Source organism: Enterobacter asburiae, assembly GCF_008080435.1.
GTDB classification, from domain to species: Bacteria; Pseudomonadota; Gammaproteobacteria; order Enterobacterales; family Enterobacteriaceae; genus Enterobacter; species Enterobacter asburiae_C.
Map to the genome: position 1 here is coordinate 1 of NZ_VRKN01000016.1, position 24,477 is coordinate 24,477.

Sequence of the window (24,477 nt, forward strand, 5' to 3'; positions counted from 1 at the left end):
TTGTCCGAAGACGTTAAGAATCCATGTCACTTTGAGTGCCCACACAGATTGTCTGATAAATTGTTAAAGAGCAGTGCAACGCGGCTTTCGCTCACCGTTGCGAGGTCACGTATATTACGTTTTCCTCATTCAGAGTCAAGTGATTATTTTCGCTTTTCTCTGCTGGCGTTCATCTCTGAACCCCGCTAACCCGGCGGCCTGTAGCCGTTGTTCCGTGTCAGTGGAGGCGCATTATAGGGAGTTCTCAGACGTTGACAACCCCTCTTTTAAAAAAAACGTTCAACCGTCTCTTTTTTGCTCAAAACCGTGCTACAGCGCCAGTTTTTCGAGCGTTTCAAAGCCATAACGGCGTAAAACGGGTAAAAGTTGCTCAGTCTCTTTCGTGATGGCCATACAAAACGCGATATTCGCATCTGTAGATTTCGCATCCGGTGCTTCGTGTTCCAGCAGCCAGGCCGTACGACGGGCGATAGCTGCACCGGAATCCACCAGGCGCGTCCCCTCCGGCAGCACCTCTAATAGCTCTTCCTGTAATAGCGGGAAGTGGGTACAGCCCAGCACAACGGTATCCGGGGGTTCGGGCATCCGCAGCCACGGACGAAGAATACGACGCAGCTCGTCGAGTGATACCGCCTTTCCATGAAGCTTCGCTTCAGCCATCTCCACCAGCTCAGCCGAACCCAGCATCGCAATCTGGCATTCGTTGGCAAAACGGTCGATCAGCTCGCGGGTATAAGGACGCTTTACCGTACCTCGCGTTGCCAGCAAACCCACAATGCCGTTCGCCGTCAGACGTGCGGCAGGCTTTATCGCAGGCACGACGCCTACAACCGGGAACGGGAATTTTTCACGCAGGGCGGGAAGAGAAACGGTGCTTGCCGTATTACAGGCAATGACGGCCAGCGCAAGGGGATAGCGCTTTTGTACCGCGGTGACGATTTCAACCACACGCTCAACAATAAAATCTTCGCTCTTTTCCCCATACGGGAAAGCGACGTTATCGAAGGCGTAGATGTAATGGAGATCCGGCAGGAGATGCCGAATCTCATCATAGACCGAAAGCCCACCGACGCCGGAATCAAACACCAGCACGGTGGGACGCGGATTAGAAGGTGTAGCTGCCAGACAAGGTGTATTCCCGTCCTGCAGTTTGGTAGCCATAAACTGTCTCGTAATCTTTATCGAACAGGTTGGCTATTTTACCACGAACTGTGAGATGTGAGGTGACAGGATACGAAACTGCGACATCCCACAGACTGACACCGCCCATTTTCACGCGTTCTGACGAATAGGTGTCTGGATCAATCGCGACATCATAGCGGGTGCCCAGATAACGGTAGGCAAGGTTCCAGTCGAGATCCCATACCTGCCAGTCCAGCTGGTACTTAACCTGCTGCTTAGAACGGCGGGCCAGTACTTCGTTGGTTTTGGCATTACGCGGGTCGACATAATCATAGGAAATCTGATGTCCGACCGGGCCAGTATCGAACTGTGCCGTCGCTTCCACACCTTTAATACGTGCTTCGTCAACGTTGTAGTAACGATACGTATGCGGATCGCTGCTAATAAGATTATCGATGTCATTGCGATAACCGGTGATACGCCAGTTGACCGGTCCCGTCAGGCCTTCAAAGCCCCCTTCCCACTGCTTACTCTCCTCCGGTTTAAGATCCGGATTGCCGTAAGAAGCGCTGTGGATCTGGCTCATAGTTGGTGCTTTAAATGCGGTACCGTAGGAGGCAATCACGCGATAGCCATCCACAAACTCCCACGCTGCGCTGGTTTGCCATGTTCCATGGTTACCAAAGTTGGAGTTGTCGTCATTACGCGCCGCCGCTTCCAGCGTCACGCTGCTGAACTGCTGCATCGCCGAAACAAACACGCCGGTATTGCGTTGCTCGTAACCTTTATCCAGGTAGCCCGTTCCGGCCTGCGTCTTCTGCTTTTGCCAGTCCAGACCTGCGCCGATGTTGCCGTGACCGACTTCCACGGTGTTGAGCCATTGGGTGGTGTACTGCTTCACATCATCCATGGTGGCGGAATCAGCGTAACGCCCTTTCTTCGGATCATAGTTCTGATCTTTACTGCGACCGTAACCCGCCACCAGCTGAGACTGGAAAATCCCCTGGTTGTAACGCAGACCGGTATCCCAGTTCTGGCTGTAGAGCTGGCGAGTATCAGGTCGTCCATCCACCATAAAGTTGGCGTCGTAGTGATCGTAACCGTCATACGCGGTGCGGTTGTCATAACCAAAGCCACGGAAGAAGCCGCTCACGCTGTCGGTAATCTGCTGTTCCACGGAGCCGTACAGCGATTTACTCATAAAGCCATCGCGGTCAGGCTGGCGCGGCGCATCCTGGGCATCAATATCAAAACCACGGGTATAGGTGTAGTTACCCGCCATGGTGATTTTGGTTTTATCCAGCACCTGCTGAAAAGCGCCGTCATAGGTCTGATAACCCTTAGAGCCGACGCCCGCCGAGATTTCTGCACCCGGCTTGTCACGTCCGGTGATGATGTTGATCACGCCTCCAATCGCGTCGGAGCCATACAGGGCCGAACGCGGGCCACGGATGTACTCAATACGCTGAATCAGTGAGGTCGGGATTTGGCTCAGATCGGGAACATTGCTGATCCCGGCGTTATTCAAAGGAATACCGTCAATCAGCACCAGCACATGGCGAGATTCTGTTCCGCGAATAAAAGTCGAAGAGTTCGAGCCCATTCCACCGCTTTGCGCGATATCCACGCCAGGCAGACGTGACATGATTTCTACCACGCTCTTTGCCTGCCAGCGTTCAATATCTTCACGCGTCACGACGGACGTCGGCGCCAGAACAGTTTTTGCCGGTTGTTCAAAACGATTTGCCGTCACCACCAACGAGTCGGCGCTATCCTGCGCCCAGCCCGAAAATGCCGTAACGGACAACGCCGTCAACAGCGATACTTTTTTAATCATTGTTAAAGCATCCACAATATAAGAAGGATGCCGCAGGCCTCATCGATAGCACGCGATGATGAAACCAAATGCGACGTGATCCCGGCAGGTCTTCGGGCTAGGTGGCTATATAAGGATGAAGACTTCCCATTTTCACAGTGTCTACAACGCTCATCCCGCCAGACTTTACCGCTGCGCGTCAGCTCCAGATTTACACTGGATTCCCTTTTCACTCTCAGGAGACCGGAAACAGAATGCTACAATTAGACACGTATAGATGTCCAGACAGCTATTGGCCATTAAATCTGGACATCCCCTGAACAATGCCTACAATCCCCGCGTAATTCTTTATCACTCAGGACGCATCATGACCCCAGAACACCTCCCGACAGAACAGTACGACGCGCAGCTGGCAGAGAAAGTCGTCCGCCTGCAAAGTATGATGACGCCTTTCAACGCGCCCGTTCCCGAGGTGTTCCGCTCTCCTGTCAGCCACTACCGCATGCGCGCCGAGTTCCGCATCTGGCACGACGGCGACGACCTGTACCACATCATTTTCGATCAGCAGACGAAATCCCGTATTCGCGTGGACAGCTTTCCGGCGGCGAGCGAGCTCATTAATCAATTAATGACGCTGATAATGGACGGCGTGCGCAACAATCCGGTACTGCGTAACAAGCTGTTCCAGATTGACTACCTGACCACGCAAAGCAATCAGGCGATTGTCTCTCTGCTTTATCACAAAGCCTTGAACGACGAGTGGCGCGAGCAGGCAGAAGCGCTGCGCGATGCGCTGCGTGCGCAGAACATCAACGTTCACCTGATTGGCCGCGCGACAAAAACCAAAATCATGCTGGACCAGGATTACATCGACGAGCGCCTGCCGGTGGCAGGTAAAGAGATGGTGTATCGTCAGGTCGAGAACAGCTTCACCCAGCCGAACGCCGCGATGAACGTGCAGATGCTGGAGTGGGCGCTGAAGGCGACGGAAGGGTCAACGGGCGATCTGCTTGAGCTCTACTGCGGTAACGGTAACTTCTCGCTGGCGCTGGCGCGTAACTTCGATCGCGTCCTGGCAACGGAAATCGCCAAGCCGTCGGTGGCCGCCGCGCAGTACAACATTGCCGCCAACCACATCGACAACGTGCAGATCGTACGTATGGCCGCAGAAGAGTTCACGCAGGCCATGAACGGCGTACGCCAGTTTAACCGCCTGGAAGGGATCGATCTCAAGAGCTACCAGTGTGAGACGATTTTTGTCGACCCGCCGCGCAGTGGCCTGGACAGCGAAACCGAGAAGATGGTGCAGGCGTACCCGCGCATTTTGTACATCTCCTGTAACCCGGAGACGCTGTGCAAGAACCTCGAAACATTAGGCCAGACGCACAAGGTTGAACGTCTGGCGCTGTTCGATCAGTTCCCGTATACGCACCATATGGAGTGTGGCGTACTGCTCACGGCGAAGTAATGTGGGCCTTGTAGGGCAGGTAAGCGAAGCGCCACCTGCCAAAAAAGCCGGATGGCGCTTCGCTTATCCGGCCTACAATGAAGAAACCCTTTACTCTGGTAACTGGCTCTTACGGCTACGCATGCGCGAGCCAATCCAGAACACCAGCGCCACAGACAGTACCGCAGGGAAGAAGTTAGAGCCGATATCCGGATATTCCGCGCGTACCACGGTGCTATACAGCAATACGCCCAGAATAAAGCAGGCAGCGGCCAGCCCCGGTAACCCCACCGGCATGGTGCGGTTCAGGTAACGTTGATGCAGGCAGTAAACCGTCAGCACCAGCGCAATAAGCGGGAAAATAGAAAACGGCACGATTGAGCTAAAAATAGCGGCAAACGTACCATTAATGGATAAGCCAGCGATCAATGCCAGCAACAGCGTCCCTTTATCCTGACCTGACTGTTTCATTACTCACCTTCACTCTTCGGTTTGATGTGCCAGTTTCTCTTGTTCACGGCGATACCAGTAGTACGCGCCTTTGGAGATCATCCTGAGCTGCAATACCAGTCGCTCTTCGAGCTGCTTGCGTTGTTCAATGCTGACATCCAGCGCTTCGGCACCTGCGCTGAAAACAATCGTCACCATCGCCTCGGCCTGTGCTTCAGTAAACGCACGCGGCATATGGTTTTCGAGTTCAAGATAGTCGGCAAGTTCCGCGATGAAGTGCTGAATTTCACGCGCGACGGCGGCGCGAAACGCCGCCGATGTGCCCGAACGCTCACGCAGAAGCAGACGAAACGCGTTGGGATTATTGCCGATAAATTCCATAAAGGTCGATACGGAGGTGCGGATCACGCTGCCCCCTTTGGCGATACGCTGACGCGCCTGGCGCATCAGCTGGCGCAGCATCAGCCCGCTCTCGTCGACCATGGTCAGGCCCAGTTCATCCACATCACGGAAATGACGATAGAAGGACGTTGGCGCAATCCCGGCCTCGCGTGCGACTTCGCGCAGGCTCAAACTGGCAAAACTCCGCTCAGCACTCAGTTGACTGAATGCGGCTTCCACCAGCGAACGCCGGGTTTTCTCTTTTTGTTGTGCTCTTACGCCCATCACGATAGTTGAATCCTTCCAAAGGTCTGATGGCACTATACCAGAGAATAAAATTAATCTGTTTGCCTGGCTTTGTGAATGATTGTTTACGTGCGGTTTGTGCTCCACTGCCGGAAAAAAGCACAACGATAATTGGGTTACTCTGGCAATGATGTTATGATTCTGTTGCTTTTATGTATAAGAACAGGTAAGCCTTGCCATGCCACATTCCTACGATTACGACGCAATAGTTATTGGTTCCGGCCCCGGCGGCGAAGGTGCTGCTATGGGTCTGGTGAAACAGGGAGCCAGAGTAGCGGTCATTGAGCGCTACCATAATGTCGGCGGCGGTTGCACCCACTGGGGCACCATCCCTTCGAAAGCCCTCCGCCACGCCGTTAGCCGCATTATCGAATTTAACCAGAACCCTCTTTACAGCGACCACTCCCGACTTCTTCGTTCATCTTTTGCTGACATCCTGAATCACGCGGATACCGTTATTAACCAGCAGACACGCATGCGTCAGGGATTTTATGAGCGTAACCACTGTGAGATTTTGCAGGGCAACGCGCATTTTGTGGATGAACACACCCTGGCACTCGAATGCCACGACGGTTCGGTTGAAACCATCACGGCTGAAAAATTTGTGATTGCCTGCGGTTCACGCCCGTACCATCCGGCCGACGTGGACTTCTCTCACCCGCGCGTCTACGACAGCGACTCCATCCTCAGTCTGCACCACGAACCACGCCACGTGATCATTTATGGCGCGGGCGTGATTGGTTGCGAATATGCGTCGATCTTCCGCGGAATGGAGGTCAAAGTTGACCTGATCAACACCCGCGACCGCCTGCTGGCGTTCCTCGATCAGGAGATGTCGGACTCCCTCTCCTACCACTTCTGGAACAGCGGCGTGGTGATTCGCCACAACGAAGAGTACGAGAAGATCGAAGGCTGTGACGACGGGGTGATCATGCACCTGAAGTCCGGTAAGAAGCTGAAAGCAGACTGCCTGCTGTACGCCAACGGCCGCACCGGCAACACCGATTCACTGCAGCTGGAAAATATCGGGCTTGAAACCGACAGCCGCGGTCAGCTGAAGGTCAACAGCATGTATCAAACCGCCCTGCCGCACATTTACGCAGTCGGCGACGTGATTGGTTACCCAAGCCTGGCATCCGCCGCTTACGACCAGGGACGCATTGCCGCCCAGGCGCTGGTAAAAGGCGAAGCGACGGCGCATCTGATTGAAGATATTCCAACGGGCATCTATACCATCCCGGAAATCAGTTCAGTCGGGAAAACCGAGCAGCAGCTGACGTCAATGAAGGTGCCTTACGAGGTGGGTCGCGCGCAGTTTAAACATCTGGCGCGGGCGCAAATCGTGGGAATGAGCGTGGGGACGCTGAAGATCCTGTTCCATCGCGAGACGAAAGAGATCCTCGGCATTCACTGCTTTGGTGAACGCGCCGCGGAAATCATTCATATCGGCCAGGCGATCATGGAGCAAAAAGGTGGTGGTAACACCATTGAGTACTTCGTTAACACCACCTTTAACTACCCGACCATGGCAGAAGCCTATCGGGTAGCGGCACTAAACGGTCTGAACCGCCTGTTTTAACGCGCTGTCGAAATGGCCATCCATCGAACTACGGATGGCCTCTGCCAGCTGCTCATAGCGGCTGCGCAGCGGTGAACCCGGACGATACACCAGGCCGATAGTGCGACGCGGCTCCGGCTTAATGCACGGCAGATAGACCACGCCATCACGCTTACGCTCTCGCGGCACCGCCAGTGCAGGCAGCAGCGTGATGCCACTTCCCGCCGCGACCATATTACGCAGCGTTTCCAGGCTGGTTGCGCGGAAATGGGTATCCTCATCCGCACCCGCTTCGAAGCAGAAGCCCATCGCCTGATCGCGCAGGCAGTGGCCATCTTCCAGCATCAGCAGCTTTTCACCGGCCAGATCGGCCATCGGTACGCGATCGCGGTTCGCCCACGGGTGATCTTCATAGATCGCCAGCATCATTGGCTCATCGAACAGCGGCACTTCGATAAAAGCTTCACTCTCTTTAACCAGCGCCAGAATAGCGCAGTCGAGCTTACCGCTGTCTAACTGCGCCAGCAGCTGATGAGTTTGCGCTTCATGCAGGTACATTTCGAGTTTCGGGAACGTCTGGTGCAGCATCGGAATAATTTGCGGCAGCAGATACGGGCCAACGGTTGGGATCAGGCCAATATGCAGCGGGCCGGACATCGCTTCCCCCTGCTGGCTTGCCATTTCCTTGAGCACTTTGACCTCGCGCAGCACGGTGCGCGCCTGATCCACCAGCAGAAGACCTGCCTGTGTGAACAGAACCTTACGACTGGTGCGCTCCAGCAGCATCACGCCCAGCTCATCTTCCAGCTTGCGGATCTGACCGCTCAGCGTGGGCTGGCTGACGTGGCAGGAATCTGCCGCGCGGCGAAAGTGACGATGCTCGGCTAACGCTACCAGGTATTCAAGATCACGAATATTCATTATTCATCCTCCGTCGCCACGATAGTTCATGGCGATAGATAGCATAGCAACGAACGATTATCCCTATCAAGCATTCTGTTGAATAATACACCACATAGACGAGGTGGCACGTGTTTGACCCAAAACGACCCCGCACCGTCAGCGAGTTTCTCTCAAAACTCGAACAACTAAAGCCAACGTGAACTTTTGCGGACCCCGTGGTCCGCTTTTTTTTGCGTAAAAAAACCCAGCGCTAAGCCAGGCTTTGTTTTTCTCCCTCTCCCCGTGGGAGAGGGCTGGGGTGAGGGCACCAGCCCGCACTATTCAAACCAAATCAAACCAACCGGTTTTTCGCATCCGCAATCGCCTGCGCCACCTGCTTCGGCGACACACCGCCTTTCGCTGCACGCTTATCCAGGCACGACTGCAGCGCCAGAATCGGATACACATCATCCCCGATAACTGCGCTAAATTTCTGCAGGTCGGCCAGCGTCAGATCTTCCAGCGGTTTACCCTGACGAATGGCTTCCACTACCGCTTCACCCACAATATGGTGCGCCTCACGGAACGGTACGCCTTTCGCCACCAGGTAATCCGCCAGCTCGGTAGAGTTGGCATAGCCCTGCTGCGCCGCTTCCTGACAGCGCGGACGTTTCACCTGAATGCCGTCCAGCACCAGTGCGCCCATATGCAGACAGTCCAGCCAGGTGTCGAGCGCGTCGAACAGCCCTTCTTTGTCTTCCTGCATATCTTTGTTGTACGCCAGCGGCAGACCTTTCAGGGTCATCATCATGCCGGTCAGCGCGCCCTGCACGCGGCCACATTTGCCGCGAATCAGCTCCAGCGCGTCCGGGTTTTTCTTCTGCGGCATCAGGGATGAGCCTGAGGTCACGCGGTCGGACAGCTCGACGAAGCCCGCTTCGCCAGAATTAAAGAAGATCAGGTCTTCCGCAAAGCGCGACAGGTGCACCATCCCGATAGACGCATTGGAGAGCAGCTCCAGCACGTGGTCGCGGTCGGACACGCTGTCCAGGCTGTTACGGGTGGCGGAGGCAAAGCCCAGCCAGCCTGCCAGCTGATCACGGTCAATTTCATACGCCGTACCGGCCAGCGCGCCGCTGCCCAATGGGCTGACGTCCAGACGCTTCAGGGTATCCTGCAGACGGCTTTCATCACGCGCCAGCATCTCAACGTAGGCCAGACACCAGTGCGCAAAGGTCACCGGCTGGGCGCGCTGCAGGTGGGTATAACCCGGCATCACCGCGTCCTGGTTGTTCTGCGCGGTCTCCACCAGCGCGCTCTGCAGCTGACGGTTGGCCGCCAGCAATTCGCCAACGGTATCTTTACACCACAGCTTCAGATCGGTGGCGACCTGGTCGTTACGGCTGCGGCCGGTGTGCAGCTTTTTACCCAACTGACCGACTTTGTCGATAAGTTTGCCTTCCACCCAGCTGTGAATATCTTCAGCATCGCTTTCGAGGATCTGCTGCGGGTTAAGACGCACCTCTTCCAGCAGATTGTTCAGCGCCTCTTCCAGCTGTAATTGTTCGTCTGCGGTCAGTACGCCCACCGTCACCAGCGCTTTGGACCAGGCTACAGAGCCGACAATGTCCTGTTCGGCCAGGCGGTAATCGAAGCGCAAAGAGTCGTTGAACTGCTTGAACCGCTGATCCGCTGCCTGTGTAAAACGCCCACCCCAAAGTGCCATAACATGCTTCCTTAATATCTTTGAATTTCATTGCCCGGTGGCGCTGCGCTTACCGGGCCTACAAAACATTAAATCGATTACGCTAAAATACGCGTGCCAATCGACGTGCCGTTAAACAGCGCCGGCAGTTGTTCCGCGTGACGCCAGGAGGCGATATCCACCGGGCGACCCAGCGTGCGTGCGGCATCCAGCGCGGCGTTCACTTTGACGATCATGCCATCGGTAATAATGCCCTGGGCGATCAGCTGCTCGGCTTTCTCAGCCGTCATTTCCGCAATGCGCTGGCCTTTGCCGTCCAGAATGCCGCTCACATCGGAGAGCAGGATCAGATCCGCGCCCAGCGTTGCCGCCAGTGCCGTCGCCGCCTGGTCAGCGTTGACGTTCATCAGCTCGCCCTCTTCGGTCACGCCGATAGAGCTCACCACCGGCAGGAAACCGCCTTCCAGCAGCGTGTTAATCAGCTTAGGCGAACCTGGCTGCGCCAGTCCAACGTGGCCGAGCTCTTCGTCGAGCTGGGTCACTTTTACGCTGTCGCCATCGCCCAGATAGAGACCAACGGACGCGATATGATGTTTCTTCGCCCACGCCAGCAGCGTTTTGTTCGCCGTACCCGCCAGCGCACCGGTAATGATGTCAATCTGATCGGCAGGCGTGACGCGCAGGCCGTTTTTCTTTTTCACCGGCAGGTTGAGCCCTTTCATCAGCTCATCCACCACGCAGCCGCCGCCGTGCACAATCACCAGCGGACGCTGGTGTGATTCGCGATAGTTCACCAGCGCGGTAAACAGACGCTCCAGCGCTTCTTCGCTGTCCAGCAGTACACCACCGAGTTTGATAATTAATGGGTTCATCATCACACCTTAAATAAGAGCCTGCGTTTCCGGGAAACCGAAACGAATATTTGCACACTGCATTGCCTGTGCGGCAGCGCCTTTGAGTAAGTTATCTTCTGCGGCGACAACGATGAGATGCTCGCCCTGCACGGCAAAGCCGATGTCGCAGAACGGCAGGCCGACCACGTTTTTCAGCGCCGGCACGCCTTTGTCGTACAGGCGCACCAGCGGTTTATCCGCATACGCCTGCGTGAAGACCTCGCTCACCTGCTCTTTAGTCACGCCCGGCTTCAGGCGGCAGGTAATGGTTTCGAGGATCCCACGCGGGAAGCTACCCAGGTGCGGGGTGAAAATCACCTCCGCGCCCAGATGCGTCGTGATTTCAGGGTGATGACGGTGATTGAACACGCCATACGGCTGAAGGCTCACTTCGCAGAAGCTGTTGGAGATAGCGGCCTTACGCCCTGCTCCGCTCACGCCGCTGGTGGCGTTGATCACCGGCCACTGGTTGAGATCCAGCAGGCCTGCATCGATCAGCGGCTTCAGGGAAAGCTGCGCCGCGGTCGGGTAGCAGCCCGGCACGGCAATCAGGTCCGCTTCTTTTAGCTTGTCTGCGCTCCACTCCGCCAGGCCGTACACCGCTTTTTCAAGCAGATCCGGATGCTGATGAGTGAAGCCGTAATATTTTTCGTAAAACGCGCCGTCGTTAACCCGGAACGCGCCGGAGAGGTCGAAGACCACGCAGCCGGCCGCCAGGAACTGCGGCGCCAGGTCGTGGCTGACCTCATGCGCGGTGGCTAAAAACACCACGTCGACGCCGTCGGTAAACTCGCTGATGTCAGACATGGGCTGCAGCGGCAGATCGACAATGCCCTTAAGCCACGGATGCAAATCGGAAATTAACTTTCCTGCATCATTGCTTTGCGCTGACACGGTCAAAGCGGTTATGGTCATATGTGGATGGCGATTCACGTAGCTTACAAGCTCTGCGCCCGCATAACCGCTAGCGCCTACAATCAGCGTATTCAACATCGGGTTCCTTTATGCTCAACGTTAATGTATTTTTATTCACATTTATTGCATGAATATTGATACTATCACGACCTAAGGTGTGTCAACAATGAAAATGAACTTACCGCCATTTATCGAGATCTACCGCGCCCTGATTGCCACGCCGTCCATCAGCGCAACGGAAGAAGCGCTGGATCAGAGCAATGAGTCTTTAATCAATCTGCTGGCGGGTTGGTTTAGCGATCTTGGGTTCAACGTTGAGGTTCAGCCCGTCCCCGGAACACGCAACAAATTTAACCTGCTCGCCAGCACCGGAACCGGTGCGGGCGGCCTGCTGCTGGCCGGACATACCGACACCGTGCCGTTTGACGATGGCCGCTGGACGCGCGATCCGTTCACCCTGACCGAGCACGACAACAAGCTCTATGGTCTGGGCACCGCCGACATGAAAGGCTTCTTCGCCTTTATCCTCGACGCGCTGCGTGACGTGGACGTGACGAAGCTGAAAAAACCGCTCTACATCCTCGCGACTGCCGATGAAGAAACCAGCATGGCGGGCGCGCGTTACTTCTCTGAAAACACGTCAATTCGCCCGGATTGCGCGATCATCGGCGAGCCGACTTCTCTGCAGCCGATCCGCGCGCACAAAGGCCACATCTCTACCGCCGTGCGCGTGCTGGGCCAGTCCGGCCACTCCAGCGATCCGGCGCGCGGCGTGAACGCCATCGAGCTGATGCATGACGCCATCGGCCGCATCATGACCCTGCGCGACGCTCTGAAAGAACGTTATCACTATGACGCGTTCACCGTGCCGTATCCGACCCTGAACCTCGGCAGCCTGCATGGCGGCGACGCCTCCAACCGTATTTGCGCCTGCTGCGAACTGCATATGGACATCCGTCCGCTGCCTGGCATGACGTTGAGCGATCTCGACGGCCTGCTGAATGAAGCGCTGGCCCCGGTGAGCGAACGCTGGCCGGGCCGCCTGACGGTCTCTGAACTGCATCCGCCGATCCCGGGTTACGAATGCCCGCCGGACCATCAGCTGGTTGAAGTGGTGGAAAAGCTGCTCGGTGAGAAAACCGACGTGGTGAACTACTGCACCGAAGCGCCGTTTATTCAGACGCTTTGCCCTACGCTGGTACTTGGCCCTGGCTCCATCAACCAGGCGCACCAGCCGGATGAATATCTGGAAACCCGCTTCATCAAGCCCACCCGCGAACTGATTACCCAGGTTGTGCATCACTTCTGCTGGCATTAATGACGTTTCCCCTCTCCCTGGAGAGGGGAAAATCCCGCGATCTCCGTCACATTCCCATAAGCATCTCTTATCTGACGCAATGCGAATTAAATTTCGTAAATTGCCCACATTTATTCGTTTGCTGAACCGTTTTCGCAGCAATTGACGACGGGGGTTTTACGTGGCTTTATAAAGGGAGATGACAAAATAATGTCCAGAAGATTTTCGTCTGGGCATAAACAAAAATGATGGGGTGACTGGGTTTTTATGAACGAACAATATTCCGCGTTGCGTAGTAATGTCAGTATGCTCGGCAAAGTGCTTGGAGATACCATCAAAGATGCGTTGGGGGAGAACATCCTCGACCGCGTTGAAACCATCCGCAAGCTGTCTAAATCTTCCCGTGCCGGTAACGAGGCCAATCGTCAGGAGCTGCTCACCACCTTGCAGAACCTCTCTAACGATGAGCTGCTGCCCGTTGCACGCGCATTCAGCCAGTTCCTGAACCTGGCCAACACCGCTGAGCAATACCACAGCATTTCGCCAAATGGCGAAGCGGCCAGCAACCCGGAAGTCATTGCCCGCACCCTTCGTAAACTGAAAGACCAGCCAGACCTCAACGAAGCCACCATCAAAAAAGCGGTGGAGTCTCTTTCGCTGGAGCTGGTGCTGACCGCACACCCAACCGAAATTACCCGTCGCACCCTGATCCACAAAATGGTGGAAGTGAACAACTGTCTGAAGCAGTTGGATAACAAAGACATTGCCGACTACGAACGCAACCAGCTGATGCGCCGTCTGCGCCAGCTGATTGCCCAGTCCTGGCACACCGATGAAATTCGTAAGCATCGCCCAAGCCCGGTAGACGAAGCCAAATGGGGCTTTGCGGTGGTGGAAAACAGCCTGTGGGAAGGGGTGCCTAACTACCTGCGTGAGCTAAACGAGCAGCTGGAAGAGAACCTCGGCTACCGCCTGCCGGTCGACTTTGTTCCGGTTCGTTTCACCTCCTGGATGGGCGGCGACCGCGACGGTAACCCGAACGTGACCGCGGAAATCACCCGTCACGTCCTGCTGCTGAGCCGCTGGAAAGCGACCGACCTGTTCCTGAAGGATATTCAGGTACTGATCTCCGAGCTGTCGATGGTTGAAGCGACGCCTGAACTGCGCGCGCTGGCCGGTGAAGAAGGAGCCAGCGAGCCGTACCGTTTTCTGATGAAAAAACTGCGTGGTCAGCTGATGGCCACTCAGGCCTGGCTGGAAGCGCGTCTGAAAGGTCAGCGCCTGCCAAAACCAGAAGGCCTGCTCAGCCAGAACGAACAGCTCTGGGAGCCGCTGTACGCCTGTTATAAATCACTGCAGGCCTGCGGGATGGGCATCATCGCCAATGGCGAACTGCTCGACACCCTTAGGCGCGTGAAGTGTTTCGGCGTGCCGCTGGTGCGTATCGACGTACGTCAGGAAAGTACCCGTCATACCGAAGCCCTGGGCGAGCTGACCCGCTATCTCGGCATCGGCGATTATGAAAGCTGGTCCGAAGCCGACAAACAGGCCTTCCTGATCCGCGAGCTGAACTCCAAGCGCCCTCTGCTGCCGCGCAACTGGGAGCCAAGCAACGAAACCCGCGAAGTGCTCAACACCTGTAAAGCGATCGTTGATGCACCGAAAGGATCGGTAGCCGCCTATGTGATCTCCATGGCGAAGACCCCGTCCGACGTGCTGGGCGTTCACCTGCTGCTGAAAGAAGCGGGAATCGACTACGCTCTGCCGGTCGCCCCGCTGTTTGAGACCCTCGACGACCTGAACAATGCCAACGACGTCATGAGCCAGCTGTTGAATATCGACTGGTATCGCGGCTTTATTCAGGGCAAACAGATGGTGATGATTGGCTATTCCGACTCCGCTAAAGACGCGGGCGTGATGGCGGCATCCTGGGCGCAGTATCAGGCGCAGGACGCACTGATCAAAACCTGCGAGAAAGCCGGTATTGAGCTGACTCTGTTCCATGGCCGTGGCGGTTCAATTGGCCGTGGCGGCGCACCTGCACACGCAGCGCTGCTGTCGCAGCCGCCGGGAAGCCTGAAAGGCGGCCTGCGCGTCACCGAGCAGGGCGAGATGATCCGCTTCAAGTACGGCCTGCCGGAAGTGACCATCAGCAGCCTGTCGCTCTATACCAGCGCGATCCTGGAAGCAAACCTGCTGCCGCCGCCGGAGCCGAAAGCGTCCTGGTGCCATATCATGGACGAACTGTCTGACATCTCCTGCGATCTGTACCGCGGCTACGTGCGTGAAAACAAAGATTTCGTCCCTTACTTCCGCTCGGCCACGCCTGAGCAGGAGCTGGGTAAACTGCCGCTGGGCTCACGTCCTGCAAAGCGTCGCCCAACCGGTGGCGTAGAGTCTCTGCGCGCGATCCCGTGGATCTTCGCCTGGACGCAGAACCGTTTAATGCTGCCCGCCTGGCTGGGTGCCGGTGCCGCGCTGCAAAAAGTGGTGGAAGACGGCAAACAGAACGAACTGGAAACCATGTGCCGCGACTGGCCATTCTTCTCTACCCGTCTGGGTATGCTGGAGATGGTCTTCTCGAAAGCTGACCTGTGGCTGGCGGAATACTACGACCAGCGTCTGGTGAAACCTGAACTGTGGGCGCTGGGTAAAGAGCTGCGCGAACTTCTGGAAGGCGACATCAAAGTGGTGCTGGACATCGCCAACGACTCGCATCTGATGGCGGACCTGCCGTGGATTGCCGAGTCTATTCAGCTGCGTAACATCTACACCGACCCGCTGAACGTCCTGCAGGCAGAGCTGCTGCACCGTTCGCGTCTGGCGGAAGAAGAAGGCAAAGAGCCGGACCCACGCGTTGAACAGGCGCTGATGGTCACGATCGCGGGTGTTGCGGCGGGTATGCGTAACACAGGCTAATGCTGTATGCCCGGCGGCGCTGCGCTTGCACGGGCCTACGTCAGGTAGGCCGGGTAAGCGTGAGCGCCACCCGGCAAATTTCGGTCATCTCCCCATGCATCACGATATCACCCGCATTTTGACTGACCTGGTTAACCGTGCGTTACCGCTGCATCAGGTTAATTTTGCAGCCCTGGCCGAACAGCCCCCCCGGACATCACCCAGCCTCGTCATTATCCTTGATAACCCCTGTGAGGCGTTATTTTCATCATCCGGGCATACCCATCAACCGGCTAACGCCCTTAGCATACACTTTGGTAAACAGCTGCTGACTATCGAGTTGCAGTATGAGAACGCGCTTTTGCAACAGTTACAGGTTGCCCGGCGTGGCCCGCGAACGGGCGCTTTTCTGCTGCAAACGCTGAACGAAATACAAATGCAGCCGAATGAGCAAGACACCGCCAGACTGGTGGTACTGAGCCTGCTCAGCCATTGTCGGGATCTGCTCGGCAGCGATATCCACACCGCCAACCGCAGCCGCGCATTATTCGAAGCCGTTCGTAGCTATATCGAAGAAAATCACGCCTCTTCGTTAACTCGCGAATCCGTGGCGCAGGCGTTCTACATCTCACCGAACTACCTTTCCCATCTTTTTCAGAAAGTCGGCAGCGTCGGATTCAACGAATACCTGACACAAACGCGTCTCGAGCATGCTCGACAGCTACTGAAAGGCTACGATCTCAAAATCAAAGACATTGCCGCGAGCTGTGGATTTTCGGACAGCAACTACTTCTGCCGTCTCTTTCGCAAGCACACAGAACGCTCCCCTTCCGAATATCGACGCCAGTATCACAGCCAGCTGAGCGCCAAAAAATAGCACTGTGATCGCCCTCTCACTTTGCTAAGGACATTACATTTGTCCAGTATTTGGCAAAATTGACCTGTATCCGCCGCACCTGGCAGAGCCTTATCCTTTATTTAACCTTTCTGACTTAAGGAAAAATAATGGAACTGTACCTGGATACCGCCAACGTGGTGGAAGTTGAACGCCTGGCGCGCATCTTTCCCATTGCGGGCGTCACTACCAACCCGAGCATCATTGCCGCCAGCCGTGAATCCATCTGGGACGTGCTACCGAGTCTGCAAAAAGCCATCGGACCGGAAGGCACGCTGTTTGCTCAAACCATGAGCCGCGATGCCGAAGGCATGGTGGCGGAGGCCAAACGTCTGAGCAACGCCATCCCGGACATCGTGGTGAAAATCCCGGTGACGGCTCAGGGGCTTATCGCAATTAAGGCATTGAAAAAAGAGGGGATAACAACGCTGGGGACCGCCGTTTACAGCGCGGCACAGGGCTTGCTTGCCGCACTGGCAGGGGCGAAATATGTCGCGCCGTATGTAAACCGCGTTGACGCTCAGGGCGGTGATGGCATTCGTATGGTCCAGGAGCTGCAATCCCTGCTGGAAATGCACGCGCCGGAAAGCAAGGTGCTGGCCGCCAGCTTCAAAACGCCGCGTCAGGCGCTGGACTGCCTGTTGGCGGGATGCGAGGCAATCACGCTTCCCTTAGACGTAGCGCAACAAATGCTCGGCACGCCAGCGGTAGAGTCAGCCATAGAGAAGTTCGAACAGGACTGGAAAAACGCGTTTGGTAACCTCAACCTCTAAGGGAGAACTGTTATGGACCGTATCATTCAATCGCCGGGGAAATACATCCAGGGCGCTGATGTGCTTACCCGTCTCGGCGACTATCTGAAACCTCTGGCCAATCGCTGGCTGGTTGTCGGCGATAAATTTGTGCTGGGTTTTGCCGAAGAGACCCTGCGACAGAGTTTTAAAAAAGCCGAACTGCATGCCGAAATCGCACCGTTTTGTGGCGAATGTTCACAAAATGAAATCGATCGCCTGAAAAAACTGGCCGACAGAGCCGACTGCATGGCGGTGCTGGGCATTGGCGGCGGTAAAACGCTGGATACCGCCAAAGCGCTGGCCCATTTTATGGACGTACCCGTGGCTATTGCCCCGACGATTGCCTCCACCGACGCCCCGTGCAGCGCCCTTTCCGTGATTTATACCGACAACGGCGAATTCGATCGCTACCTGATGCTGCCGCACAACCCGAACATGGTTATCGTCGATACCAAAGTGGTAGCGGGTGCGCCGGCACGTCTGCTGGCCGCCGGGATTGGCGATGCCCTCGCCACCTGGTTTGAAGCACGCGCCTGCTCGCGCAGCGGCGCGACCACCATGGCGGGCGGCAAATCTACGCAGGCAGCACTCGCGCTGGCCGAGCTGTGCTACAACACGCTGGTTGAAGAAGGTGAAAAAGCGATGCTGGCGGCAGAACAGCATGTGGTTACACCGGCGCTGGAACGTATTATCGAAGCCAATACCTATCTCAGCGGTGTCGGCTTTGAAAGCGGTGGTCTGGCGGCGGCACATGCTATTCATAACGGAATGACGGCGGTGCCGGACGCGCATCATTTCTACCATGGTGAAAAGGTCGCGTTCGGCACGCTGGCGCAGCTGGTACTGGAAAACGCACCGGTAGAAGAAATAGAGACCGTCGCCGCGCTTTGTCACAGCGTTGGGCTGCCGATCACGCTGGCACAGCTGAACATCAAAGAGGATATTCCGGCCAAAATGCGTCTGATCGCGGAAGCCTCCTGTGCCGAAAGGGAAACTATCCATAACATGCCCGGCGACGTAACGCCGGATCAGGTATATGCGGCGCTGCTGGTGGCCGACCAGTATGGGCAGCGGTTCCTGCAGGAGTGGGAGTAAATAGCGTGAATAAAAATCCCCGCATCAGCGGGGATTTTTTTGCCAGTAACCCGGGTAAGCGTTAGCGCCACCCGGCACAAGGGTTACTGCAGGTCAAACCGGTCCAGATCCATCACCTTCGCCCATGCGGCAACGAAGTCGCGGACAAACTTCTCATGCGCATCATCACTGGCATAAACCTCTGCCAGCGCGCGCAGGACGGCGTTAGAACCGAAGACCAGATCGGCGCGGGTGGCGGTGTATTTCACTTCACCGCTGGCGCGATCGCTTCCGGCAAACAGTTCATTAGATTCGTCGGTCGCCTTCCACCGGGTGTTCATGTCCAGCAGGTTCACGAAGAAATCATTGCTCAGCACGCCCTCGCGGTCGGTGAATACGCCATTCTTGCTGCCATCAAAGTTTGCACCCAGTACGCGCAGGCCGCCGATCAGCACCGTCAGCTCAGGCGCGGTCAGCGTCAGCTGCTGGGCTTTATCAATCAGCAGTGACTCCGTCGTGGACACATCCACCTGCGCACGGTAGTTGCGGAAGCCGTCGGCAATCGGTTCGAGCAGGTTAAACATCTCGATATCCGTCTGATCCTGACGCGCATCCACACGACCCGGGGTGAACGGCACGTTGACGTAAACGCCTGCGGCTTTTGCCGCCTGCTCAACGCCTACCACGCCCGCCAGCACGATGATATCGGCCAGTGAGGCTTTGTTAGTGGTGCGCTGAATAGCTTCCAGAGCCGGCAACGCGCGAACCGCCGCGGCGTTAACGTCCCAGTCGCGCTGAGGTGCCAGCGCCAGACGTGCGCCGTTGGCACCGCCACGCTTATCGCCACCGCGGAAGGTTGAAGCTGACGCCCAGGCAACAGAAACCAGTTCGCTCACGGACAGACCGGATGCCACGATTTCCGCCTTCAGGCTTTCAATGTCTTCTTTCGACGGGTTGAACACCGCCTGCGGCAGCGGATCCTGCCAAATCAGATCTTCTTTCGGCACTTCCGGACCAATGTACCGCGCTTTTGGCCCCATATCGCGGTGGGTCAGCTTGAACCACGCGCGCGCGAAGGCTTCGTTGAAAGCCTGCGGATCGTTCAGGAAGCGGCGGGAAATTTTCTCGAACTCCGGGTCAAAACGCAGCGTCAGGTCGGTGACCAGCATAGTAGGTTTGCGTTTTTTCGACGGGTCGAACGGGTCAGGCATGATTTCCGGCGCATCCACGGCTTCAAACTGAATCGCACCCGCCGGGCTGCGGGTCTGTACCCATTCGTATTGGAACAGGTTCTCGAAGAAGTAGTTGCTCCACTGGGTCGGGGTTTGCGACCAGATGACTTCCAGACCGGAGGTAATAGCATCTGCGCCAACGCCCGTGCCGTGTGTGCTCGCCCAGCCCAGGCCCTGTGCTTCAATCGGCGAGGCTTCCGGGTCGGTGCCGACGTGCGTGGCTTCACCCGCGCCATGAGTTTTGCCGAGGGTGTGGCCGCCCGCGATCAGCGCAACGGTCTCTTCGTCGTTCATCCCCATGTTGCCGAAGGTCGCGCGAATCGCCGCCGCCGCGGACAGCGGTTCACCGCTGGCGTTTGGCCCTTCCGGGTTCACGTAGATCAGGCCCATTTCGGTGGCGGCCAGAGGACGCTTCGCCAGCGCTTCCGGATCGCGGTGGGTCAACCAGGCTTTTTCATCACCCCAGTTCACGTCCAGATCCGGTTCCCAGACGTCTTCACGCCCGGCACCAAAACCAAAGGTGCGGAAGCCGGAGTTCTCCAGCGCCACGTTACCCGCGAGGATAAACAGGTCAGCCCAGGAAATTTTTTGTCCGTATTTTTGCTTGATGGGCCACAGCAGACGGCGCGCCTTATCCAGGCTCACGTTATCCGGCCAGGAGTTCAGCGGCGCAAAGCGCTGTTGACCGCGTCCTGCGCCACCGCGCCCGTCAACGGAGCGATAGGTACCCGCGCCGTGCCAGGCCATACGGATAAACAGGCCCGCATAGCTGCCCCAGTCGGCAGGCCACCACGGTTGGGAGTCGGTTAAAAGTGCTTTGAGGTCGCCTTTAAGGGCGGAGTAATCAAGCTTGCTGAATTCTTTGCGGTAGTCAAAGTCTTCACCCAGTGGGTTCGAACGGTTGGAATGTTGGTTAAGAAGATCGATGCGGAGTTGTTTTGGCCACCAGTCGCGGCTGCCTGTACCTGCGCCCGCGCTGTGATCGACGCCGCCCTGATGGAACGGGCATTTGCCGACTGATGCCGCTTTATTGGTCTCGTCTGACGTGCTCATCGCTATGCTCCCTTTTACAGTGTTACCGTTACGATATACGCCCTTGTTGATAAGGTATAGTTGAGATAACCCACAGATTCGATAGTTAATTCCGTTTAATTTCCCATGGAAAATACATGAGTTCTGTACGTCAAATGCAGCTTTGCTGATATGGCGGGAAAATAAAACCCTTATAAATCAAAAAACCCTCCGAAGAGGGCTTTTCGTTATTATGCGCCAGGTCTCACACCGAGCGTATGGCAAATGGCGTAACTCATTTCCGCGCGGTTCAGCGTGTAGAAGTGGAAATCCTTCACCCCTTCACGACTTAAGATCTTCACCATGTCCATCGCGATATTTGCGCCCACCAGCTTGCGTGTTTCCGGGTCATCGTCCAGCCCCTCGTACATTTTAGACATCCACAGCGGAATGCGCACATTGGTCATATCAGCAAATTTCTTCGCCTGTTTGAAGTTTGAGACCGGCAGAATGCCCGGGATGATTTCGACATCGATACCCGCTGAGACGCAGCGATCACGAAAGCGCAGATAGCTTTCCACATCAAAGAAGAACTGGGTAATGGCGCGGTTCGCACCGGCGTCCACTTTACGCTTCAGGTTAAGCAGATCCGCCTGGGCGCTTTTCGCTTCCGGGTGCACTTCAGGGTATGCGGCAACGGAGATATCAAAGTCGGCCACATCTTTCAGCAGCGCGACCAGATCGGCGGCATACATGTCCGGCTTGCCACTGCCCGGCGGCAGGTCACCGCGCAACGCGACAATATGACGAATGCCGTTATTCCAGTAATCCTGGGCGATAGCCCGCAACTCGTCGCGGGTGGCGTCGATACAGGTGAGGTGCGGAGCCGCTTCCAGACCGGTACGATCTTTGATGCCTTTAATGATGCTGTGCGTACGGTCACGCTCGCCGGAGTTAGCACCGTAAGTCACGGAGACAAACTTCGGTTTCAGGCTGCTGAGACGATCGATAGAGCTCCACAGGGTTTGCTCCATTTCACTGGTGCGCGGCGGGAAAAATTCAAAAGAGACGTTAATCTGGCCGTTTACTTCGGCCAGGCTCTGATTCAGTGCTTCCCGCTGGTTGGCGTGAAAAAAGCTCATACCTTACCTCTATCAATCGCATGTCGTTGTCTGTTGTGTTGTGAACTTCTATACGTTTAGACGTCCAGATGTAAAAATGACGGAAAAGCGGAGGGACGTCAACATAAATAATCAACAATAACGGTGAGGTTTGCTCAGGGAATATGAGGGAAATTCATGTTGGGGGTGAGTGCGGTTGGTTGCCCTCACCCTAACCCTCTCCCACAGGGAGAGGGAAAAAGTGAAATTACAGCAGCTTAGCCAGACGGTTGATGTCGGACTGGATGGCCCCGGCGGTAACATCGCGCCCTGCGCCAGGACCGCGGATCACCAGCGGGTTATCGCGGTACCAGCGGCTTTCGATGGCGAAGACGTTATCACACGGCAGCAGCGCCGCCAGCGGATGTTCAGGACGCACCGCCTCGACGCCGACTCGCACTTTTCCATTGGCCTCGAAACGCGCCACATAGCGAAGCACCAGCCCCATCTCGTTCGCCGCTTCCAGACGCTGCACCATCTGCTCGTTAAGCTCTTCACCATTTTCAAAGAAATGGTCCACAGAACCTTCTTCACAGCCGGCAGGCACCAGCGATTCGACGCGGACGGAATCCGGTTCGATGTCGTAACCGGCTTCACGCGCCAGGATCACCAGCTTACGCATCACGTCTTTACCGGAGAGGTCAACGCGCGGATCGGGTTCCGTTAAGCCCTGCTGCCACGCCTGATCCACCAGGTCGGTGAACGGTACGGTGCCGTCAAACTGCAGGAAAAGCCATGAGAGCGTGCCGGAGAAGATACCGCTCAGCGCCAGAATGCTGTCGCCGCTTTCAATCAGATCACGCACGGTGTGGTTAACCGGCAGGCCCGCGCCCACGGTGGCGTTATACAGCCAGTGGCGCCCTGTTTTTTCAAACGCGTCGTGGATCTGGCGGTATTTATCGGTACTGCTTGCCCCCGCCAGCTTATTGGCACTGATGACGTGAAAACCGTGGCTGGCGAAATCAAGGTACTGATCGGCCAGCTGTTCGCTGGCAGTGACGTCCAGCACCACCAGATCGTCATACGGGTGCGCCCGCATCCACAGGAACAGCGACTCTTCATCCTGCTCTACGGCTTCATCATTAAAGAAGGCAAGCGCGCGGCTGGCGTCCAGCCCTTCGTAGTTCAGCAGGCTGCGGCGGCTGTCCACTACGCCCGCGAGAATGAATTCGAATCCGGTACGCGCTGAGAGTGTTACCTGTTCGCGGGCAAACAGCTCCAGCCAGCGGGAACCGATGTTGCCTTTACCAAACAGCACCAGACCGATGCGTTTTTCCGCGCGGAACAGGGAGGTGTGCAGGCCCTGAATCAGGCTCTCGGTTGGCCCTTTACGCAGGACGGCGACCAGGCTGATGCCCTCTTCCGACTGCCAGGTGACCTCCACCGGCTGGCCTTTCAGCTGCTGCCAGAAGCGGTGGCAGTGCAGCGGGTTACGGGTGACGCCCGCGCCCACCATCGCCACCAGCGCCAGTCCCTGACGCAGGCGAAGCTCGCCCGGCAGGCCCGCTTCATCCAGAATTTTCAGCGCGCTGTCAGCCACTTCAGCGGTATAGCAGAACTGCAGCAGCTGGCGGTCATTGTGAACACCAACGGCCAGCGGGCGTACCTGAGCACGCTTTAATACCAGGTCGATATCTTTATGCGCCAGTTTGAAGTCCTGGCCCGCAGGCACCTGGAACTCAATCAGGCAGATGTCGTCATGGCTGGTGACGATACGCGCCCCGGTACCGGACGCCAGCACGCGCTCAATGCGCGTGGAGCCTTGATCCGGGGTGTAACTGCAGCGCAGCTGGAGGTCGATATCGCTGCCGGAAACCGGCTGCAGCGTGCGCGCGTGCAGTACCGGCGCGGCCAGACGCGCCAGCTCGCTTGCTTCGTCGAGACGCAGCAGCGGCAGCAGACAGGCATCTTTCACTTTACGCGGATCCGCGCTGTAAACACCGGCCACATCGCTCCAGATGGTGACGCGGGACACGCCCGCCAGGGCACCAATTTGCGTTGCCGAGTAGTCCGAACCGTTACGGCCCAGCAGCACGGTTTCGCCCGCGTTGCTACGGCTGATAAAGCCGGTGACGACAATACGTTTGCCCGGATGCTGCACCAGCAGCTGTTGCAGCAGCGGGTAGGACAACCCTTCATCTACCTGCGGCTGCGCGGCGCGTTCGGCACGCAGGAAATCACGCGCATCGAGCCAGGCCGCTTCCACACCCAGGTGTTGCAGCACGGCCGCCATCAGGCGCGCGGACCACACTTCACCGTGGCCCACCACTTCGGCATACACCGCATCGGTAATTCCGCTGTCCAGCAGGGCAGCCAGACGCTCAAGGTCATGCGTGAAGGCGCTGATCAGCCCGTCCGCCATGTCCGCAGGCAGCAGGCCGGCAATCAGCTCGCTCTGGTAACGGCGTAAGGACTGTTGCACCTGATGCGCAGAAAGGCGATCGGTCTGGCTCAGTTTCAGCCAGCTAATCAACTGGTTGGTGGTGCTGCCCGCCGCCGAGACAACCATCATGTCACCCGGCTGTGAATATTCCGTCATGATCCCTGCGACACGCAGGTAACATTTCACATCAGCAAGACTACTACCACCAAACTTGTGCAGTTGACGACCCTTCGCCCCTGCCTGCGCTATCACACTCAT

General features: G+C 56.7%; 18 protein-coding genes and 1 riboswitch. Of the genes, 7 read left to right on the plus strand and 11 right to left on the minus strand.

The window, feature by feature from the left end; all coding sequences use genetic code 11:
- Positions 1–309 precede the first annotated feature (309 nt).
- Together murI and btuB are read right to left on the minus strand one after the other, a co-directional pair.
- Entirely contained in the window at positions 310–1,161 is an 852-nt protein-coding gene (gene murI, locus FU672_RS20555; RefSeq protein ID WP_121423302.1) for a glutamate racemase, read from the minus strand.
- Entirely contained in the window at positions 1,106–2,959 is a 1,854-nt protein-coding gene (btuB, locus tag FU672_RS20560) for a TonB-dependent vitamin B12 receptor BtuB (RefSeq protein ID WP_148244623.1), read from the minus strand. Before btuB ends, murI begins: the two co-directional genes overlap by 56 nt.
- 66 nt (positions 2,960–3,025) lie before the next feature.
- Positions 3,026–3,201, minus strand: a riboswitch (cobalamin riboswitch).
- Between the two features lie 104 nt (positions 3,202–3,305).
- On the opposite strand from btuB, the gene trmA reads away from it, so the two are divergent.
- Complete coding sequence (gene trmA, locus FU672_RS20565) at positions 3,306–4,406, plus strand: tRNA (uridine(54)-C5)-methyltransferase TrmA (protein ID WP_134867021.1); 1,101 nt, start codon at positions 3,306–3,308, stop codon at positions 4,404–4,406.
- A 90-nt stretch (positions 4,407–4,496) separates the two neighbouring features.
- On the opposite strand, the gene FU672_RS20570 is transcribed toward trmA, so the two are convergent.
- Both FU672_RS20570 and fabR read right to left on the minus strand, forming a co-directional pair.
- Positions 4,497–4,856, minus strand: a complete 360-nt coding sequence (locus FU672_RS20570) for a YijD family membrane protein (protein WP_008501783.1) — start codon at positions 4,854–4,856, stop codon at positions 4,497–4,499.
- Positions 4,857–4,865: 9 nt separating this feature from the next.
- Positions 4,866–5,504: an HTH-type transcriptional repressor FabR gene (gene fabR / locus FU672_RS20575; RefSeq protein WP_008501784.1), complete on the minus strand. Its 639-nt coding sequence runs from the start codon at positions 5,502–5,504 to the stop codon at positions 4,866–4,868.
- A 196-nt stretch (positions 5,505–5,700) separates the two neighbouring features.
- Here fabR and sthA point away from each other — a divergent pair, with 196 nt between their 5' ends.
- Positions 5,701–7,101 carry a Si-specific NAD(P)(+) transhydrogenase gene (gene sthA / locus FU672_RS20580; RefSeq protein WP_148244624.1) on the plus strand — a complete coding sequence of 467 codons (1,401 nt, stop codon included), beginning with the start codon at positions 5,701–5,703 and terminating at the stop codon, positions 7,099–7,101.
- On the opposite strand, the gene oxyR is transcribed toward sthA, so the two are convergent.
- The 4 genes from oxyR to argC all read right to left on the minus strand — a co-directional run bounded on the left by oxyR (position 7,075) and on the right by argC (position 11,553).
- Complete coding sequence (gene oxyR / locus FU672_RS20585) at positions 7,075–8,001, minus strand: DNA-binding transcriptional regulator OxyR (RefSeq protein WP_148244625.1); 927 nt, start codon at positions 7,999–8,001, stop codon at positions 7,075–7,077. The genes sthA and oxyR overlap by 27 nt on opposite strands.
- 313 nt (positions 8,002–8,314) lie before the next feature.
- Positions 8,315–9,688 (minus strand): argininosuccinate lyase, encoded by a 1,374-nt coding sequence (gene argH, locus FU672_RS20590; RefSeq protein ID WP_148244626.1) that lies wholly within the window; start codon positions 9,686–9,688, stop codon positions 8,315–8,317.
- Positions 9,689–9,765: 77 nt separating this feature from the next.
- Complete coding sequence (gene argB, locus FU672_RS20595) at positions 9,766–10,542, minus strand: acetylglutamate kinase (RefSeq protein WP_148244627.1); 777 nt, start codon at positions 10,540–10,542, stop codon at positions 9,766–9,768.
- 6 nt (positions 10,543–10,548) lie between these two features.
- The gene (gene argC / locus FU672_RS20600; protein WP_148244628.1) at positions 10,549–11,553 is read right to left on the minus strand and encodes an N-acetyl-gamma-glutamyl-phosphate reductase; all 1,005 of its coding nucleotides are present in this window, start codon (positions 11,551–11,553) and stop codon (positions 10,549–10,551) included.
- An 88-nt stretch (positions 11,554–11,641) separates the two neighbouring features.
- Between argC and argE the strand changes: the two genes are divergently transcribed.
- From argE to gldA, 5 genes are all read left to right on the plus strand, one after another.
- Positions 11,642–12,793: an acetylornithine deacetylase gene (gene argE / locus FU672_RS20605; RefSeq protein WP_148244629.1), complete on the plus strand. Its 1,152-nt coding sequence runs from the start codon at positions 11,642–11,644 to the stop codon at positions 12,791–12,793.
- Between the two features lie 246 nt (positions 12,794–13,039).
- Positions 13,040–15,691, plus strand: a complete 2,652-nt coding sequence (ppc, locus tag FU672_RS20610; RefSeq protein ID WP_148244630.1) for a phosphoenolpyruvate carboxylase — start codon at positions 13,040–13,042, stop codon at positions 15,689–15,691.
- A 94-nt stretch (positions 15,692–15,785) separates the two neighbouring features.
- Positions 15,786–16,547, plus strand: a complete 762-nt coding sequence (locus FU672_RS20615; protein ID WP_148244631.1) for a helix-turn-helix transcriptional regulator — start codon at positions 15,786–15,788, stop codon at positions 16,545–16,547.
- 128 nt (positions 16,548–16,675) lie between these two features.
- A complete protein-coding gene (gene fsa / locus FU672_RS20620) occupies positions 16,676–17,338 on the plus strand; it encodes a fructose-6-phosphate aldolase (RefSeq protein ID WP_148244632.1) in 663 nt (220 codons plus the stop codon).
- Positions 17,339–17,350: 12 nt separating this feature from the next.
- Complete coding sequence (gldA, locus tag FU672_RS20625) at positions 17,351–18,454, plus strand: bifunctional L-1,2-propanediol dehydrogenase/glycerol dehydrogenase (RefSeq protein WP_148244633.1); 1,104 nt, start codon at positions 17,351–17,353, stop codon at positions 18,452–18,454.
- Positions 18,455–18,537: 83 nt separating this feature from the next.
- Here gldA and katG read toward each other — a convergent pair whose 3' ends face one another.
- The 3 genes from katG to FU672_RS20640 form a co-directional block, all read right to left on the minus strand.
- Positions 18,538–20,718: a catalase/peroxidase HPI gene (gene katG, locus FU672_RS20630; protein WP_148244634.1), complete on the minus strand. Its 2,181-nt coding sequence runs from the start codon at positions 20,716–20,718 to the stop codon at positions 18,538–18,540.
- Between the two features lie 209 nt (positions 20,719–20,927).
- Positions 20,928–21,818: a methylenetetrahydrofolate reductase gene (gene metF, locus FU672_RS20635; protein WP_148244635.1), complete on the minus strand. Its 891-nt coding sequence runs from the start codon at positions 21,816–21,818 to the stop codon at positions 20,928–20,930.
- 226 nt (positions 21,819–22,044) lie between these two features.
- The gene (locus FU672_RS20640) at positions 22,045–24,477 is read right to left on the minus strand and encodes a bifunctional aspartate kinase/homoserine dehydrogenase II (protein ID WP_148244636.1); all 2,433 of its coding nucleotides are present in this window, start codon (positions 24,475–24,477) and stop codon (positions 22,045–22,047) included.